The 18645-nt window shown below is 37.2% G+C and carries 11 protein-coding genes; 2 read left to right on the top strand and 9 right to left on the bottom strand.

The genetic code is table 11. The features are described from left to right. Positions 1-101: 101 nt before the first annotated feature. Both QW060_RS01840 and QW060_RS01835 read right to left on the bottom strand, forming a co-directional pair. Positions 102-1100, bottom strand: coding sequence for a helix-turn-helix domain-containing protein (locus QW060_RS01840; protein ID WP_290362014.1), 999 nt, complete (start codon positions 1098-1100; stop codon positions 102-104). After that, entirely contained in the window at positions 1058-2086 is a 1029-nt protein-coding gene (locus tag QW060_RS01835) for a helix-turn-helix domain-containing protein (protein WP_290362013.1), read from the bottom strand. The genes QW060_RS01840 and QW060_RS01835 overlap by 43 nt, the downstream gene beginning before the upstream one ends. 504 nt (positions 2087-2590) lie before the next feature. On the opposite strand from QW060_RS01835, the gene QW060_RS01830 reads away from it, so the two are divergent. After that, complete coding sequence (locus QW060_RS01830) at positions 2591-3574, top strand: DNA topoisomerase IB (RefSeq protein ID WP_290362012.1); 984 nt, start codon at positions 2591-2593, stop codon at positions 3572-3574. Between the two features lie 59 nt (positions 3575-3633). On the opposite strand, the gene QW060_RS01825 is transcribed toward QW060_RS01830, so the two are convergent. Further along, a complete protein-coding gene (locus tag QW060_RS01825) occupies positions 3634-4071 on the bottom strand; it encodes a hypothetical protein (protein ID WP_290362011.1) in 438 nt (145 codons plus the stop codon). 12 nt (positions 4072-4083) lie between these two features. After that, complete coding sequence (locus QW060_RS01820; RefSeq protein WP_290362010.1) at positions 4084-4260, bottom strand: hypothetical protein; 177 nt, start codon at positions 4258-4260, stop codon at positions 4084-4086. A gap of 128 nt (positions 4261-4388) precedes the next feature. Between QW060_RS01820 and QW060_RS01815 the strand changes: the two genes are divergently transcribed. After that, entirely contained in the window at positions 4389-5948 is a 1560-nt protein-coding gene (locus tag QW060_RS01815) for a helix-turn-helix domain-containing protein (protein WP_290362009.1), read from the top strand. 56 nt (positions 5949-6004) lie between these two features. Here QW060_RS01815 and QW060_RS01810 read toward each other — a convergent pair whose 3' ends face one another. The 5 genes from QW060_RS01810 to QW060_RS01790 all read right to left on the bottom strand — a co-directional run bounded on the left by QW060_RS01810 (position 6005) and on the right by QW060_RS01790 (position 18521). Beyond that, complete coding sequence (locus QW060_RS01810) at positions 6005-6694, bottom strand: HAD family hydrolase (RefSeq protein WP_290362008.1); 690 nt, start codon at positions 6692-6694, stop codon at positions 6005-6007. Positions 6695-6879: 185 nt separating this feature from the next. Further along, the gene (locus QW060_RS01805; RefSeq protein ID WP_290362007.1) at positions 6880-11952 is read right to left on the bottom strand and encodes an Ig-like domain-containing protein; all 5073 of its coding nucleotides are present in this window, start codon (positions 11950-11952) and stop codon (positions 6880-6882) included. A 44-nt stretch (positions 11953-11996) separates the two neighbouring features. After that, entirely contained in the window at positions 11997-15239 is a 3243-nt protein-coding gene (locus QW060_RS01800) for a T9SS type B sorting domain-containing protein (RefSeq protein ID WP_290362006.1), read from the bottom strand. Positions 15240-15402: 163 nt separating this feature from the next. Beyond that, the gene (locus tag QW060_RS01795; protein ID WP_290362005.1) at positions 15403-16449 is read right to left on the bottom strand and encodes a gliding motility-associated C-terminal domain-containing protein; all 1047 of its coding nucleotides are present in this window, start codon (positions 16447-16449) and stop codon (positions 15403-15405) included. 251 nt (positions 16450-16700) lie between these two features. Next, entirely contained in the window at positions 16701-18521 is a 1821-nt protein-coding gene (locus QW060_RS01790; protein WP_290362004.1) for a hypothetical protein, read from the bottom strand. Positions 18522-18645: the final 124 nt, after the last annotated feature.

Below are 18645 nucleotides of genomic sequence, written 5' to 3'. Positions count from 1 at the left end.
ATCTGGATTCTGTTGAATTGTGTCCCATTAAAGAAGATCTGCTTAAAAGGATAAGAAAATAAAGTGCTGATAAAAAAGGGTGTTATATAACTAAAGAATATTTACTTTATTTTGATCGTCTGCAAACTCTCCACAGGATATATCCCAAATTGATTCATATAAATCATGGAGAAATAAGATAGCTTTTGGTAGCCTAAAAGGAATGCAACTTCTCCGACTGTCTTAAAATTACCGCTTTCCAACAATTCTCTTGCCAGTAATAGTTTTTCATTTTTAAAGAAAACTGCAGGAGTCATTCCAAAAATACTTTTATATAGATATTTATATTTGGTAACAGACATATTGGCTATTTCTGCTAATTTTTCTATGCCTGGAAAAGGAACGACAAGATTTGACAATAAAAATTTATTGCTCATAAGAATGGCTTTCCTGTCCTTTTCATAGACTACCCTTAAAGGAGCATTTATATTGAGTCTTTCAAAAAAATATCCCAATAAATTATAGGTGGTACTTTTTAATAAAAACTCATAATTAAAGCTATTCATCTTATGCTTCTTTAGATTATACAGCATCACTTTACTTCTTGCATCCAGCTGTCCATAAAAAAAGGTTCCGTTATGTCCCAGAATATGCCAAAAGTTTTCAATAAATCCTTTCTCTCTAAGATATTTATTGAGAAAAGATTTTTTTATCACTATTCTTAAAGAATAAGCTCTGTCACCAATATCTGAGATGTAGGAGCTTTTGATCCGGCTGTCCATGACAGCAAAACCCAGTTTGGCTTTGTAACCGATGGTATGCTTTACACCATCTACAATATGCCTACTGTAATGATCGCTTAAATCATAATATAGAATCCAACAGTCTTCTTCCATTGGAATTCTTGTAAATCTTATAGGTTTGTTCAGGGTGGCATCTATAATAAAAACCCAAACATCCGATTGAACTTTTATTAAACCTGCCGATCCGGCAGCTATTTCTGATGGAAAATTTACAGATGTGTTATTTTCCATATTACATCCGAGTTGCTCAGCAAATTGTTGCAGACCGGAAGAATTCAGGGAGAATTTGTGTTCAATTTCAAAAAATGATTTTGGCATAATAAAGTACTTTGATATTCTTTCGGAAAGATTCCGTAGGTTTCCTTAAATCGTTTAGAGAAATAAGAAATACTTCTATAGTGTAACTTCTCCGCTACTTCATTGACAGTGTACTTTCCAGACTCAAGCAGCTCCTTTGCCAGATGTAATTTATTTTTCGAAAAATACTCACCCGGTGTTGATCCGGTAATCTTAGAAAATAATTTTTTATACTTTGTAGGTGACATAGATACCTTTTCTGCCAGAAAATCAATTCCCGGAAATTGTTCTTCCAGTAGGTTTAATAATAGTCTTTTTGAAGATATTATATGCTTCAGATCATCTCCAATTACTTTACCAATTACTACTTTATTTGCTCCTATTTCTTGCAGATAATTACTAATCAGTCCATATACGACACCTTTGAAATACATTTCAAAAGAAGGGCTGTCATAAGAAATTTTCCTGAATTCATTAATAAAGTTTCGACTTTCATTACTCATCCGCCCCATCCTTATAATCGTATTCTTTCTTTGATCTAAAACAGTCTCTTTATGTACTTCTATAACCGATGTTTTATGCAAATACTTTTCTAATTCTGTTCTTTTATTAAAAATGCAGATCGCATAAATAGAGGTCCCTTTTTTAACTATATAGTCTGTTGGTATACTCATATCCATTAAAGACATATTATAGTTTAACTGCCCTATAGGACGCATTACATGATTTAGATTCAGATTGAAATCAAGGTCTTTATTAGTAATATAAAAGCACAACCCAAGCATACTGCTGTCATTTGTTCTATGACTGATAATAGCATTGTCATGATAGGTAACATCCACAATAATAGCTGAAAGTTCATTCTCCAAAGACAACATTTTGTGAATTCCAGTATATAAAAAATTATCTCCTTTTATGGTATTGTCCTTTACAATGTCTCCCATACTTCTTGCAATTGTCTGAATAAGATTCGAAATATGGTTGTATTTATAAGTAATTGTTATCATCTTTAAGTAACAATATAATTAGGGTTCAGAAACAGGATGTAACAAAGGCTTGAAAGAAAATTACCTGAAGATATTTACATTATGTAAAAATAGATTAGTTATCAGGAATACTCTTACACAATAAGACATAAAAATAACACTAAAAGACTTTTCAATACAATTAACAAACAAAGAGATTCAGCAACGTTTTTTAATAAATATTCAGAAAAGAAATGACTCAAAACACTGTTTAAGAATTTGAATTATCTATTAACAAAACATACCAATTGAGTTTGCGGGAATTTAAAAAAATCTTTCTATCTACATTAGTCAAATTAAAAATGTAAAACTATATGCATCTGTTTACTCAGATGCTCCGCGTATTCTTATTCGGAATGATCAATTTGATCATATCTCAGTTCAAAACAGGTATTGAAAATAAAATTAAAAAATTATTGAAATGAGATAGATAATGTATGGGTTAAAAAATGTATTTTTATGAGAAAAGATGCTAATTCCTGAACTATGTATTACCGAAAAAAACAAGGAAGAGGATTCCGTTATACCGATCAACACGGAGCTGTAGTTACAGATAAAGAGATAAAAGATTATATTAAGTCTCTTGTCATTCCACCTGCATGGAAGGAAGTAGAAATTTCCGATAAAAGAGGCAGCAAAATACTTGTTACGGGTAGAGATGTACAAGGGCGCAAACAATATATTTATAATCCTAAATTCAGGATGAAACAGGAACAAAAAAAGTTTGACAGAATTATTGATTTTGCTGAACAGCTCGAACATATGCGTCGTGTAACAGGACAACATATGCGCAAACGAAAACCTACCCGTGAAAAGGTACTGGCAACTATGGTTCGTCTGCTTGAAACAGCTTTTTTCCGCCCCGGAAGTGATGTATACACCAAGCAAAATAAAAGTTACGGATTGACTACAATGCGAAGCAAGCATCTTCAGATCAACGGAAGTGAACTCATATTTTCTTACAGAGGTAAGTCTGGAAAAGAGCAAGAAAAGCATATTGTAGATGCTAAGCTGGCAAAAATTGTAAAAGAAATCGATGAAATGCCGGGTTATGAGATTTTTAAATTTTTAGATGAAAACAACCATATACAGGATGTAAAGAGTGAACATCTTAATGAATATATACGAGAAATTATGGGAGAGGAGTTTTCTGCTAAAGATTTCAGAACCTGGTCCGGTACCATGATTGCAGCTATTGCACTGGATGAACTGAATGCTGAAGATGAAAAAGATCAGAAAACGATGGATAAAAACATTCGAAATGCTGTAATTCAGGTCAGTGAAAAATTAGGAAATACTCCTGCAGTTGCCAGAAGTTCGTATATAGATCCGCGTGTCATTGATAAATATCTGAATGGAAAAACATTGAAGTATTTCCAAAAAGAGGTGAATAAACTGCTTAAAAAGAATGAAAATTTGTCTGAGAGTGAAATAGGGGTTTTATGCCTGCTCAAAGAACGTTTGAAATAAAGTTCCGTTTTCTAAATTTTATCAATATAAAATACCGCTGTAATAAGCGGTATTTTTATTTAATTAATGTCATTATCAGTGAAAATAATGCTCCATTTCGCTGCTTTTAATTCACTTAAAGTATAAGTATACCGTTTTGAATATACATTATTCTCTTTTATTTCTTCCCAGGAATATTGATCTAAGATAGATTTTTTAAAAAAATAAACATATATTTTGCTATCATTAGCAAAAGAATCTTCATACAATAACCATTTTTGTTTTTCACCAACAGAAAGCATTTGATTATCCAATCTGCTTTTTGAGATGTCATCGAGGGTCACATCTGTTGTGGAAAATTCCTTATAATAATATATAGGTTCATTACTCTCGTTTTTGATCAGTAATTCGCCCACATATCTTTCATCATCACATGTCATGGAACAAAACAGTAACAGAACTGAAAATAGTAGCATTAGTTTTTTCATATATAATAGTTTTAGTAATAGGTAAGCCAAATGTAGTTATTTTCACAACATAATAAACATATCAATACAATTTAACACCATTACTAAAAAATTCACATATCGGAATAAGCCGATTAAATCCATCAGGTATAGCGAACATTTCTTGACAATCGAAATTTTGTTTTCATCAACCATAAAAGAATCTTTATTTTCAACTCCATAAGAGAGTATACAAATCATATAACCTGAAACAATTGACTCTTTTCACATTTAAAACTTTTTAAACCAATAAAAATGGTTTAATTTTAATTTAATTAAAAACTCAATTCTACAAACTAACCAGAATTAATCAAATTAAACTTATATAAATGAGGAAATTACTTTTTATAGTTTTTCTATTGTCATCTATTAACTTAATTTCACAAACCAAAAGTCAAAAACAAGAAATAGATAGTTTACTGCTGCTTTCTAAAAACTATTTATTTTCAATTGATCTGTCTTTAGCTTTAAAAAATTCCAGTATTGCGCTTGAAAAAAGTGAAAAGATAAATTACTCGCAGGGAAAAGCGCTCGCCAGCTATTATATCGCTAATGTTCTTCTTGAGAGTGACGATTATAAAAAAGCTTTAGATTACCTCTCTGCCAGTCTGCATGAAGACTATACTAAAAAAACACCTCAACTCATTACAGATATCTATAGAGTAAGAGGACGCGCTTATGGCAACATGGGATTTTCTGATGTTTCTATCTCAGAATTCAAAAAAGCATTACAGGCTGCTGAGAAAATTACCCTATCCAAAAACAAAAAATATACACAGAGTCTGTTATATGAGAACCTCATTTACCTGTACCATAAAAAAGGATTAAAGGATTCGGTAAAATATTTTCTCGATAAAAACAAATCAGCGCTACAGGGTTTAGAAGAAGATTTTATTTATAGAAACAAAACCAGTCATTACAACTATCTGGCAACGTATTACATGTCATTGAGAAAGGATGATTCGGCTATTCTGAGTTTAAAAAAAGCGATTGAAATTACCGAAAAATACCCCTATCCCTACACTTCCGTAACCTATAAATTATGGGGTACTATTAAAGACAGTGAAAAGCAATTAGATTCAGCCCTCTATTATTATTTTAAAGCCGTCAGAAACATAGAAGAATCAAATCTCAAAAGTGAAATACCTTCAATATATGAAAGTATAGCTTCTATACATGAAAAGAGAGGAAATAAAGATTCGGTAGAATATTACCGGCTGAAATCGATGGAAATACAACAAAAAATTTCGCAGGCAAAAACGGAAGCAAATGAGACCGTTTTAAAAACAATTCTAAAGGAAAAGTCAATTCAAACGTCTCAAAAAACATATACCTTAATTATGGTATTTATTGTTATTTTTCTCACACTTCTCGGAGTGATGATTCTGTATTTCAGAAAAAAAAGAAAGAAAGATTATGAAAGGTTTAAACAGATTCTGAAAGAAATTGAAAGTAAGAGAAATAAAACGGACTATAATGGAAGTGTAGCAAATTTTCTGAAGATTGAAGCTCATTCTAAAGAGCTGATCAAAAAAGAAACAGAAGAAATCCTATTAGAAAAATTAAATCTGTTTGAAAAAAATAAGAATTTTCTCGACAGCAATGTTTCTCTTTCATCTCTTTCATCCCGCTTCAAAACAAATACAAAATATCTTTCTTATGTAATTAATAAACATAAACAAAAAGATTTCAACAGCTATATCAATGAATTGAAGATTCATTATATCATTGAAAAACTTAAAAATGAACCTGAATACAGAAAATATAAGATCAGCTATCTGGCTGAAGAATGTAATTTTTCTTCACACAGCAAATTCACTGCTACTTTCAAAACAGTTACCGGATTAGCCCCTTCTCTTTTTCTATCTTATTTAGATAAAAAAAATTAATTATCAACTTGCCTGTGAGTTAAGTTATTTAATCATCTTTATCGCTTATCTGATTTCTACAGATACTGCAAAATGCTATCAATGCATTTCAACGCTACAAAATTGTCATGTTTCACAGTCTGTTCATGCTGTTCATGCGTCCATGTTACTTCATACGGAATGTGAGCTGCATAGGCACCTAAAGATAATACAGGAATGATATCCGATTTAACAGAATTACCCAACATGAGAAAATTTTCCGGTTTGCAATCTAAATGATGTAATAATTTCTGATAATCCGTTGTTTTTTTATCACTCATGATTTCAATGTGGTGGAAATAACCTTGCAATCCTGACTTTTTTAATTTTCTTTCCTGATCCAACAAGTCTCCTTTTGTAGCCACTATAAGTTTGTATTTCCCTTTTAGCTGGCCTAATGTTTCTGTTACTCCTTTCATTAATTCTACAGGCTTTTGCAAAAGATCATGACCAATCGCTATAATTTCATCAATTCGTTTCAGTGAAACAGTATGATTAGAAATTCTGTTGGCCGTTTCAATCATGCACAATACAAAACCTTTTACTCCGTATCCGTACAAATGCAAATTTTTCATTTCAGTAGTAAACAGTTCCTGCGATACCAAATCCGGAGACAGATAATTATTAAGTAATTCACAAAATTGTTTCTCTGCCTCCTGAAAATAAGGCTCATTGATCCATAATGTATCATCTGCATCAAATGCAATAGTATTTATTTTGTCTTTCATTCTTATATTTTCAAAAGAAGACAAACTTCCAAAAAAAAGACAACCTGAAAAAAGGACATTTGTCCCGGATAACACAACTTGATAAAAACAGGTTGTTATTTCAGCATCTCAAAAGTTTGTTGAACACTAAAATGTAAAAAGCAGGAGATTTTTTATCCTGCTTTTTGAATAGAGTACTTAAAAGCTTATTTCTTTATTACTTTAATAAGCTGAGTAGTAGTATTGGAGTGTATCTGAATCATATAAATTCCTGAGGCAAGCGCAGTCATATCTATTTTTGCAGTACTATCTGAAAAACGCTGTTCTTTTACTTTTTTTCCATCCAGTGTATAAATCTGAACGTGATCAATTACATCCTTATAGGTCATATACAACATATCATTGACAGGATTTGGATAATAGGATAAGGATCCTTTATCAAACTCATCTGTACCCAGCGTCACATCAACTCTTACTGCCAATGGAGCACTCGGACAACCATTGGTACCGATAATGACCCCATAATAGGTCTGACCGTTTACCAAAGGTTTATCTGGTGACAGAGGGTTATTCCCCGATAAAGCATCATTATGACTGATGTACCAAATTACATTTTGTTCGTTCGTAATCAGATGGCTGATTCTTGCATCTGTATTCTGATGAATTGAAAAACTTTGCTCTGCAGGTCCTGTTGGTGCTGAAGGAACACTGCCTATAGTGACCTGTACGGCTGTCCGTGCAGACTCACAACCATATTGTACCCGTGAAACATAATAAGTACCTGTAGTTAGCGGAGTCGTTTGAGAGAGTATTTGAGTACCTGCTGCTGCTGCATACCAGTTATAAGTAATGCCTGTAGCTGCAACTATATGTAAATCTGAAATTGTCCCTCCTCCGCAAATGGTAAACGGAGTTACATTTGGAGCACTGATATCTACAACACGGACCAACACAGCACGTCTTTCAGAAAAACAGCCGTTTAGAGTCTGAGCGACATAATACACATCATTGATCAAAGCCGTTTCTGAAGATAACGGGGTTTCTGAGGTTAAGGAATTATACCATATATATGTTGCTCCCTGTGCTCCACCGGAAGCAGTCAGATCCGAAATGGTACCTGCACCACAAATTGTCTGAGTAGTGGCATTTGGCTTGGTTAGAGAAGGTTGCAGCGTAATCTGAATCAAAGCACGTTCAGATTCACAGCCGTTTATTGTCTGGCTCACATAATACATTCCGTTCGTCACGGGCTCATTTATAGAAATTGCCTGTGCAGATGCCGGTCCGTCATACCATCTAACAATAGCATTTGGTGCAGCTCCCGTATTGACCTGTGCAAAGGTCTGCGGGCTGCAGAAAATAAGATGTTGGGCTGCCAAGGCTACAGGAATAGTATGTACAGTAACAGCGACACTTTTGCGAGCACTTTCACAACCATTTATTATTTGTGAAACATAGTAGAAGCCATTTGAGAGCGTGGCATTCATAGTTAATGGTGAAGTGCTGGTTTGTGAAGCATACCATTGAATATTTTCACCGGTTGCCATCAAATTCGATACTGTTGCCGAACCGCAAAAAGTCTGTGAAACAGCTTCCGGTAAGGCAATCGTATTGATTGTAATCACCACGGAAGCTCTGTTACTTTCACATCCGTTAATGGTTTGGGTTGCGTAATAAGTACCACTTGTTAAAACACTCCCTGACGATAAAGCCTGTGAATCCGTTAAGCCACTATACCATTTAATATTTTCTCCCTCTGCCTGTAAATCAGTAACAACTGCAGCTCCGCAAAAAGTCTGATTTTCTGCTGTTGGCAGCTCAATAAGATGAACAGTGACATCTATTGCACGGCGTTCGCTTTCACAATTATTAAGCGTTTGAGAAACATAGTAAACAGCTGTTGTAAGTGCTGTATCTGGTGTCAATGGTGTGGTACTTGTTTGTGTTGTATACCATTTCAGATTTTGTCCGGTAGCTACAAGATCTGATACGCGTGCTGAACCACAGAAAGATTGTTGCAAAGCATCAGGCATTGCTGTTAAATGTACTGTAACAGAAACACTTTTTCTTGTGCTTTCGCAGTTATCAATCTTTTGTGATACGTAATACGTAGCAGTAATAAGTGCTGTATTAGAAGCCATTGGCTGAGTAGCTGTGGAAGAAGCATACCACTGGATGTTTTGACCCGTTGCCTGTAGATCCGCTACAGTTGCCGAAGTACAAAATGTCTGATCAATCGCTATAGGTTCTGCTGTAATGATTACCGTTACCGATACCGGTTTACGAACACTTTCGCAGTTATTTAGTGTCTGGCTTACATAATAGGTTCCGGTAGTAAGAGTGGTATCCGGAGTAAGAGGTTGTACCGTATTCTGACCTGAATACCATTTAATATTCTGTCCGATTGCTTCAAGATCTGCTACAGTGGTGAAACCACAAAAAGTCTGAGCATCTGCCTGTGGTACAGCAGTTGTATGTAAAGTTACCTGTACCGGCTTTCTCGGGCTTTCACAATCATTTATTTTTTGCGTTACATAATAGGTAGAAGTAGTAAGCGCTGTCGCTGAAGTCATTGGCTGCGCAGCTGAAGAAGAAGCATACCACTGAATATTTTGTCCTGTAACCTGTAGGTCTGCTACGGTTGCTGCTATACAAAATGCCTGTGCTTCTGCTATCGGCATTGCAGTAGTATTTATAATTACCTGAACTGATGTTCTTGGACTTTCACAGTTATTAATGGTTTGGGAAACATAATAGGTACCGTTTGATAATACCGTTGTACCAGATAGATCATTGATATCAGATGCTGTAGCATACCATTTAATATTCTGACCTATAGCCATTAAATCAGTAATACGTGCGGAATCACAAAAAGTCTGTGTAGCAGATGCAGTTGGAGCTATGGTGGTATTGACAATTACATTCACTGCCAAACGATCACTTTCACAACTGTCTATGGTTTGAGATACGTAATAAACTGCTGTTGTAAGTGATGTATTTGCCGGAAGTGCCGATGTAGTTGTTTGTGTGGCATACCATTGAAGTCCCTGCCCTGAAGCTACAAGATCTGATAAAACGGCTGAACCACAAAAGACCTGCGAGGTATTTGCTGTTGGTATAGCTGGGGTGTTGATGGTTATCTGTACTGCTGTTCTCGCACTTTCACATGCGTTTACAAGCTGTGATACATAATAAGTACCCGTGCTAAGTATCGTATCAGCAGCTAACACCTGCGAACTGTTTTCTGTTGCATACCATTTCAATGTCATTGTCTCTGAAGCAAGGTCTGCAACTTTTGCCCTGTTGCATAGTGTCTGAGACGCTACTACCGGAGCTGTGGCATTTGTTATGGTAATGAGTACTGCTTTTCTTTGTCCCTCACAACCGTTGATGGTCTGAGAAACATAATAGGTACCCGAAATCAATTGTGTGTCTGATGTCAGTACATCTGTTCCTGTTTCTGTAGCGTACCACTGGATATTTTGTCCTGTTGCAACCAAATCAGCAACAGTAGCCAATCCGCAAAAAGATTGATTTTGCACCTGAGGCAGTACCTGACTATTGATGACAACCTGAACAGCTTTGCGGGCACTTTCACACCCGTTGATGGTTTGCGACACATAGTAAGTAGCATTTGACAGCACCGTTTCCGGCGTCAAAACTACTGTACTTGTAGGGGAAGCATACCATTTGAGGTTGTCTCCTGATGCTGTAAGATCAGCTCTGGTAGAAGCTCCGCAAAAGGTTTGGTCATCTGCAACCGGTATTGCAACTGTATTTAATGTTACCACTACTGCTCTGCGGGCACTTTCACAACCGTTAATCGTTTGTGACACATAATAGGTACCATCAGATAGTGCTGTTTCAGACTGTAAAATATCTGTACCTGTAGCAGAAGCATACCATTTGATATTATCTCCTGTTACCTGCAGATCAGCAATTACTGACCTACCACATAAATTCTGATCTGAAGCTAATGGCAAGGCAACGGTCTGAAGTGTTACATTTACACTCTGACGCTCACTCTCACATCCGTTTACGGTCTGCGAAACGTAATACGTATTTTCTGTCAGTAAAACGTCCTGATTTAATGCAACTGTATCGGTTGCATTTGCATACCATTTGAGGTTTTGACCCGTAGCCTGTAAATCTGCAACGGTAGCAGTACTGCACAGTGTCTGAGCCGATGCTGTTGGCACAGCGGTTGTATGAATGGTTACGGTTACTGCGGTACGGCTACTCTCACACGTATCAACAGTTTGAGAAACATAATAGGTACCGTTTGATAATAAAGCGGTATCTGCTAAAACAGCAGTCCCTGACTGGGAAGCATACCATTTCAGATTTTGTCCGGTTGCTATCAGATCAGCAACTGTAGCTGAAGTACAGAATAACTGATCAGAAGCAGTTGGTGCAGCAGTTGCATTAATTGTTACATTTACAGCAGTGCGGTTACTCTCACACGTATCAACAGTTTGAGATACATAATAGGTACCGGTTGTTAAAGCGGCAGCAGTTGACAAAACAGCAGTTCCTGTCTGTGTGGCATACCATTTAAGATTTTGCCCGGTTGCTGTCAGATCAGCAACTGTAGCTGAAGTACAAAAAACCTGTGAAGATGCCTGAGGAACCGGAGTCTGTGAACAATCTACAGATGATACCTCAACTGTTCCATTCAGCCTCAGTGCATTTGATCCTCCGGTTAAATAATAGGTTCCTGTGGTACTACCTGTAGGATTGATTCTGAATTTTATTACTTTACCTTCCGGAACATTCTGCAGAGCTGTAATACCCGATAAACTGATGGTATTTGCTGTTCCGGTAGTTCCTGATGTTGAAGTAGTATTAGTGCTCCCTGCTTCTATAAAAGCACCACCATCTACAGAATAGTAAAGTGTATATCCTGAAGGTCCGGCTGCAGAACGTCTGGTGGCAGAGGTAACATTTGATAAACTGATTTTATAGCCTGTTTTTGCCTGTACGGTAAAATAAAAACTGCTGTTGTCTGCTGTTGCTCCATTTGAGTTCCATCCTTGTGAACCTCCCCATGCACCTGATGCGCCACTACCACCTACTCCAATAGACGATCCTCTGAACAAGCCAGAGGCAGTGACGTTGGGGTTAACCGTCTGAGCCGCCCATGGACTCGGTCCGAAACCGGATACATTTGTAGCATTCCAACCCAAAATTTGTCCTTCTGCATGGGAAGCAAAAAAGAATAGAAATACCAACAATATCATTTTCGATAAAGAAACTGTAAAATTGTTTTTTTGTTTCATCGTAGTAATACTTTTGTTTTATTGATTAGTAGAAAATTCATTTATTATCTTTTTAGGGTAAAATGGGCCCTGAATTCTTTTTTTACACCGTCACTCAGATATAATAACTTAAACCAATAATCACTTGACGGCATTGGTTTTCCGTTAAATTCACCATCCCACCCTGCACCATTTGGTTTTATAAAGGATATCAGTTTTCCGTATCTGTCAAAAATGTAAATCTCAGCTTCCGTATGTCTTCTCAGTCCTTTAATGTTCCATGTATCGTTTATTCCATCTCCGTCCGGAGTAAAAAAGCGGGGATAGTTGAGTACAAAAACGGGAATGCGTTTTTCGGAACATCCTAATTTATCTCTGACAAGAATGGTATATTCTCCTTCATAATTTCCAATAAAATAAGGACTGTTCTGAAAGTGTACTCCATCAATACTATACTCATACGCCCCTAAGCCACTCAATTGAACCTGTACATAGATGGTCTGCGTTTCTCCGAACTCTCCGGTAACCGTTACCGTGGCATCAATAGCCGGAGAAACGATTGTCTGTGCCGTTGCTGTTCCTGTACATCCCGTAACAGAATCCGTTACTTCTACTTTGTAAGTACCTGCTGCTTCTATCTGTAAGATACTTGTATTATCCGGCAGCAAGATGCCGTTTCTGTACCACTTATATAGGTAAGTCGCTGCATTGAGCCCGGTATCAAAAAATGCCGGAACTCTTGGTTTTCCTGTTAGTTCGTCCAGACAAAGAATCTGATCTTCCAGTATAGGCAATGGTTTGTTTGGAGGTATATTAACTGTAAAAGCAGCACTCACAGACTGGCATGATCCTTCTTTCACAAAGATGTTATAGTTTCCAGGCAGTACATTATTGAAAACGGTATCTGATTGAAAACTGATTCCGTCAATACTGTAGGTAAACTGGGATCCCAATGGAGCATTTACCGTTACCACTCCATAAACAGCATTACAATCCGGTTGTTGTAGAATCACTGTAGCTGCATCAGGAGTACCTGTAGCAGGATTAATGAGTACTTCTGTAGCTGTTGAAACACAGCCTTGTTCATTTTTTACAGTTACATTATAATTTCCCGGCGCCAGACTTAAAAAGTCTGTTTCGCTTTGATAATCGACTCCGTTGATGCTATAGGTAAGTCCCGAAGTAAGAGGTGCTGTTACAGATATGGTTCCGAAAGGTGTTTCGCAATCGGGCTGTGTGGTATTTACTTGGGGAGCTTCCGGCAGATTTGGTGTAGGGTTTACTGTGAAAATACCCGTTGCCGTACAGCCGTTGGTATTTTTTACTGTTACGGTATAATTTCCTGAAGTAAGGTTGCTAAATACCGGGTTGGCCTGAAAATTTACTCCATCGATACTATAGGTATATGCTGCTCCCAAAGGAGTGTTGACTGTAAGGATTCCCGTTGGCTGTTCACAATCCGGCTGGGTGATCACAGCCACGGGATTGTCCGGCAATTGCGGACTATTTACAAGAGATATCGATGATGAAACAGAAGTACATAATGCACTATTCCGAACTGTAACGGTGTAGGATCCTTCAGGAAGGTTTTCAAAAAGTGGTGAACTCTGAAAATTGATACCGTCAACTGAATAACTAAGATCAGTTCCCAAAGGAGCTATAACCTGTATACTGCCAGTTTCTATCTCACAGCCTGGCTGTATAAGTGAAACTTCAACAGTTCCGGGTTTTGGTATTATGCTGAGTTGTACTGCATGACTTTTAATCACACAGCCCGAAAGCATAATTTCACAATAATATTGATTATTATGATAAGTCAAGGGAACCTGATTTATAAGTAATGAGGCTGTTGTAGCTCCTGAATAGAAGGTATCATTGATGACATTGATCCACTGACCATTGTTTTGTAACCTTTTCCACTGGTAGGTATATCCTGTTCCGGAATCCATTCCTACGGTAAAAGTCGCGGAAGCATTTTCACAAATACTCTGAGAAAGCGGTTGTGTAACAATTGGCGTAGGCTGAGGTGCTGTTGTATGTGAACCTAAATCACTGCAATTCTGAGCATTGAAACTCCAGTCGGCAAGCAAATAGCTGGTGGAAGGAGCCACTGCATCCGGTTGCCTGATTACTGTATATCCCACATTATTAGGGGCTCTTGCGATATCTATAACAACACCGTTTTTCAGTAATTTAAATTCATCATTGGCATTGATTCCCTGTCCCATATTGGCATCTTCAGGAATGGTACATGGAATGACACCCGATCCGTAACTTCTTACAAGATAAGTAGATCCGGGATTTACTGAACCTGACAAAACTAAGGTATAACTCGGAGCTCCGCCAATATCACCTGCACGCTGTAATTCATAAGCTCCGTTAAAGTTTATGACCTCTGCTGTAGGATTGTATAATTCGATCATTCCATAACTTCCGACATTATGATCATATAATTCGGATATATATATTTCTGAACTGGAAACACAATTGTTTCGCATAAGCGCAAAACTGTTTGACGAATAAGCATTACAACCATCACTGCCTGTCACAGAGATAACAGATGTAGTGTTCACAGCAGGAACAACAGCATTTATCTGTGTATCGGATATTATCTGGAAATTAGCGGATGAAATTCCTCCGAATTTTACCGCTGAAGCATTGGTAAATCCAGTTCCGTTAATCGTAACCATAGTGTTTTGTGGTCCTGTCTCCGGAAAAAAAGAATTTATACTTACGGTATTGCAATTTGTTAGTACAGTTCCATTAAGGGTAAAATCATCTAAACGAAAATTACCATTTCCAGAAGCATTTGTAAGGGTGAGCACAACCGTTACTGTATTAGTTAATCCCTGAACAGGTGCAGCAACTGTTAAGTTTCCTGTGGATGTACCCGAAGTAGCTATTGCTCCTGATCCTACAGTATTGCCATTGATAGACATACTCCAGTTTTGCGGTCCGGAATTACTGCGCTGTGCCCAAAAGCTAAAAGAAGATACGGTTACTTCATAACTGTTGGCTATGTTAAAGGTTAAGGTAACAGTCGTAGTTCCCGAAGTGTTGAATAGCGTTAGCGCCTGACCGCTGCTTCCTGTACCGCCTGACCACGATCCGGTACTATTGGACCATGATGACCCCGAAAGATTGGGATCTGTTATAGCAGGAGCTATAAGGTAGGGATGTGTATTTATAGGTGCTATACCGAAATCATGTTTGTATATCTGGGCATTAGCATCAGTAAGACCTAATACAAGTAAGAAAAAGAGCGCTTTAAAAAGGCTGCTAAGATTATTATTTTTTCGAAAAGTCATGTACTTTTTTAATAAAATGTGCTGGGGGCTAATTTATCATTTCTATAGAGCAGGCTAAAACATAACACATTAACTTTAAATAACTTAAAAGTTATATAATCATCAAATAAGTAATTAAAAGCAAAAAACTCCCGAACAATTCAGGAGTTTTTAATTTTTTTTACTATTGAATTTCTCTTGTCAGATAAATCCACCCGGCCTGGCTTTTACCGGCTACCGGAGTAATTACATAGAAATAAGTTCCTGTTGGCAGATCATTTCCATTGTGAGTCTGACCGTACCATTCGTTTCTGTAATCATTCTTGCTGTAAACTTCCGTCCCATTTCTGTTGTAGATTACAAGTCTGCTGACATTCAATCCAATAAGGTTAAAGTTGTCATTATATCCGTCGTTATTGGGTGAAATTCCTTTTGGAATACTACAAAAAATACTTTCTACAGTAAAATTGATTTCCTGCTCACAACCACTTTTATTACTTACAGTAACGGTAAACCGAAGTGGAAATTCAGAGTCTTTAATTCCACTTTTATTAACATAATCTGTTACGTTAAAACGACTCTCGCCCTCATGAATGACTGCTCCTTCAGCGTTTTTCCATATCCATTGCATAGTAGCAGAATCAACAGCTGTCTCCATAGGTATTACTTCTAAAATATAGTTTTTTTCCTGTCGGTCTTCTACACATCCCTGCCAACCCGTAAGTGTTAATGTTGTTATCGCATCGAGTGTTACGGTTGAAGAAGCACTGCATCCGTTTTTATCTCTTACATATACTTGATATGTACCCGGATTCACATTCGTAAACAGCGGACTGCTTTGAAATGTGAGTCCGTCAATGCTATACTCCAAACCAGATCCCAAAGGCATAGTTATATTGATTGAACCTGTAGCAGTAGAACAGTTTGGCTGTACCAGAGCTACAGATGGTTCTGCAATGGAATCCGGCACATTTACTATAATATTTTCAGATCTGGAAATACACCCGTGTATATTTCTTACCCATACATAATAGTTTCCGGAACTAAGGTTATCAAATAAAGGTTGATTCTGATAATCAACTCCGTTGATACTGTATTGCCATCCGTCAGCTAAAGGAGCTATAACCTCTATACTTCCTGATTGTATGCATGTAGGATGTGTTACCTTTACTGTTGCCTGAGCGGGTGTAGCAGGTGTAGGATTTACAACAATCTGTACTTCGGAAGACACACATCCCTCACTGTTTTTTACCGTTACATTATAAGTTCCTGTTAGAAGTGCTGAGAAAACAGGACTGTTTTGATAATCAGTACCGTTAATACTATAAGTCCATCCGCTACCCTGGGGAGCGCTGATAAAAAGACTGGCTGTAGCAGACTCACAATCCGGCTGTTGTACCTCTATAACAGGTGGTAAAGGTATAGCCGGAGGTTCATTGATGGTTGCCTGGGTTATTGGAGATATACATCCTTCTTCATTTCTTACTGTAACAGAATAACTGCCGGGGAAAGATCAGAAAACAAAGGAGCATTTTGATAATCAACTCCATTGATACTATAGGTAAATTCATTTCCTGCAGGAGTATTTATCTGTAAACTGCCTGCAGACTGCCCGCAGTCAGGCTGTGTTATCGTCACAACCGGAACTGACGGTTGTACAGGCACCGGATGGATGCTGATGTTTTTGTCAGAAGTACACCCCCCTTGTTTTACAATCAGCGTATAATCTCCGGGAGCTACATTTTCAAACTCAGTACTGTCCTGAAAAGTAATACCATCCAGACTATAAGTAAATCCGGAACCAACAGGACTGATGATTATAAATCCTCCGGTTGTATCTTCACAGCCCGGATGCGTAATCTGTACCTCAGCTATTGGAGGTATATCCGGAGAAGGAGTAATAATAAAAGGAAAATTGCTGCTACAGTTACCGATCGTTTTTACGGTAAGGGTATAAGATCCGGGCAACAGGTTGTTGAAATAGGGATCAGTCTGAAAATCGATATCATTGATACTGTATAAAAATCCACTTCCGCTGACAGGTGTAATAGTGATCTGCCCTGTCGCTGTGTCACAATCCGGATTTGTAATGTCAAAGGTTACCTCTGGCAGATGCGTTATCGTGAGCTGCACAGTTTGGGAGGTTAAAGTACAGGTTGGATAAGTAATTTCGCAATAAAATTGTATCCCTGTAGCTATATCATTAGTAAGAACCGACAAAGATGCTGTATTGGTTCCGGAATAAACGGCTCCTTCTGGAACATTTACCCAGAGTCCGCTTGCATCAGACATCTTCCATTGATAAACAGCGCTTGCAGCATTGGTTACATATACATTAAAAACAGCCGTATTATTTTTACAAACAGTAGCATTTACAGGCTGCGTAAGAATACTTTGGGTAACAACAGAAACGACCACATGATTACCTAAATTTGCACAACTGAAATTAGAGGTGCTGTTCCAGTCAGCATTATTATAATTGCTTGTCGGTGCCGATGCATTAGGTTTTCTGATAACGGTATATCCGTTGTAATTGGGAGCTCTGGCAATATCTATCAGCGTACCGTTTTTTCGAAGTTTAAATTCATCATTAGAATTGATTCCCGAACCCATATTCGCATTGATAGGTACATTACATCCGGGAGCAGACCCCTGACTACTCAACACCAAATAGGTAGATTCCGGTCCGACTGAACCCGTCAATACCAGCGTATAACTTGCCGGGCCACCAATATCACCTGCTCTTTCAAGCACATATTGTCCGTTAAAATTGATAACATTACCCGTTGGATTATATAATTCTATAACACCATAACTTCCGGGTACGTGGTCATATAGCTCTGATATGTACAAATCTGTTCCTAAAACAGATCCGGAACAATCGCTTGACATTACATTAAAAACCGAAGTACTGAAGGTATCACCTGATGATATTACAGTAAAGACTCCACTTACTGAATTTTCAGGGACCTCCACCTGAATTTCTGTATCAGACAATACTGTAAACGCTATAGCATGATTATTAAATGTAACAGCTGTTATTAGGGTATAAAATCCTCTTCCGTAAATGATAACTTTTGTTTTTTCAGGACCTGATGCGGGTACCATAGACAAAATGTAATCTGAATCTGCAGTTTGATCTTTCTTATTAGCAGTATGATGATAAGACGGCGATTTTTCAAAAGGCTGTTTTAGTTCAGAAACATTCAAGCTTTTTTCTTTGCCAGACATTGTTGTTACTGCCAGAATAATAAGCGAAAACAACAAAGAAAGCAATGGAATAGTAATTGTATTTTTTTTCATTTTTTAGTTTTAGAATATTTGAGGCAGGTAAAATTAGTTTTATAAAATGTATAGTACATTAAGACATAATACACTAATTATTAAATAATTGTAAAACAAAACACAGTCACATAAAAAGGAGCCG

Source organism: Paenimyroides ceti, from assembly GCF_030409925.1.
The sequence above is the reverse complement of the archived record's forward strand: the minus strand, read 5'-3'. Positions and strand labels throughout refer to the sequence as shown.

Coding starts and splice junctions, on each gene's coding strand:
- QW060_RS01790 (WP_290362004.1), bottom strand. CDS start 18,521: ATGAAAAAAAATACAATTACTATTCCATTGCTTTCTTTGTTGTTTTCG.
- QW060_RS01840 (WP_290362014.1), bottom strand. CDS start 1,100: ATGCCAAAATCATTTTTTGAAATTGAACACAAATTCTCCCTGAATTCT.
- QW060_RS01800 (WP_290362006.1), bottom strand. CDS start 15,239: ATGACTTTTCGAAAAAATAATAATCTTAGCAGCCTTTTTAAAGCGCTC.
- QW060_RS01815 (WP_290362009.1), top strand. CDS start 4,389: ATGAGGAAATTACTTTTTATAGTTTTTCTATTGTCATCTATTAACTTA.
- QW060_RS01805 (WP_290362007.1), bottom strand. CDS start 11,952: ATGAAACAAAAAAACAATTTTACAGTTTCTTTATCGAAAATGATATTG.
- QW060_RS01830 (WP_290362012.1), top strand. CDS start 2,591: ATGTATTACCGAAAAAAACAAGGAAGAGGATTCCGTTATACCGATCAA.
- QW060_RS01810 (WP_290362008.1), bottom strand. CDS start 6,694: ATGAAAGACAAAATAAATACTATTGCATTTGATGCAGATGATACATTA.
- QW060_RS01820 (WP_290362010.1), bottom strand. CDS start 4,260: ATGATTTGTATACTCTCTTATGGAGTTGAAAATAAAGATTCTTTTATG.
- QW060_RS01835 (WP_290362013.1), bottom strand. CDS start 2,086: ATGATAACAATTACTTATAAATACAACCATATTTCGAATCTTATTCAG.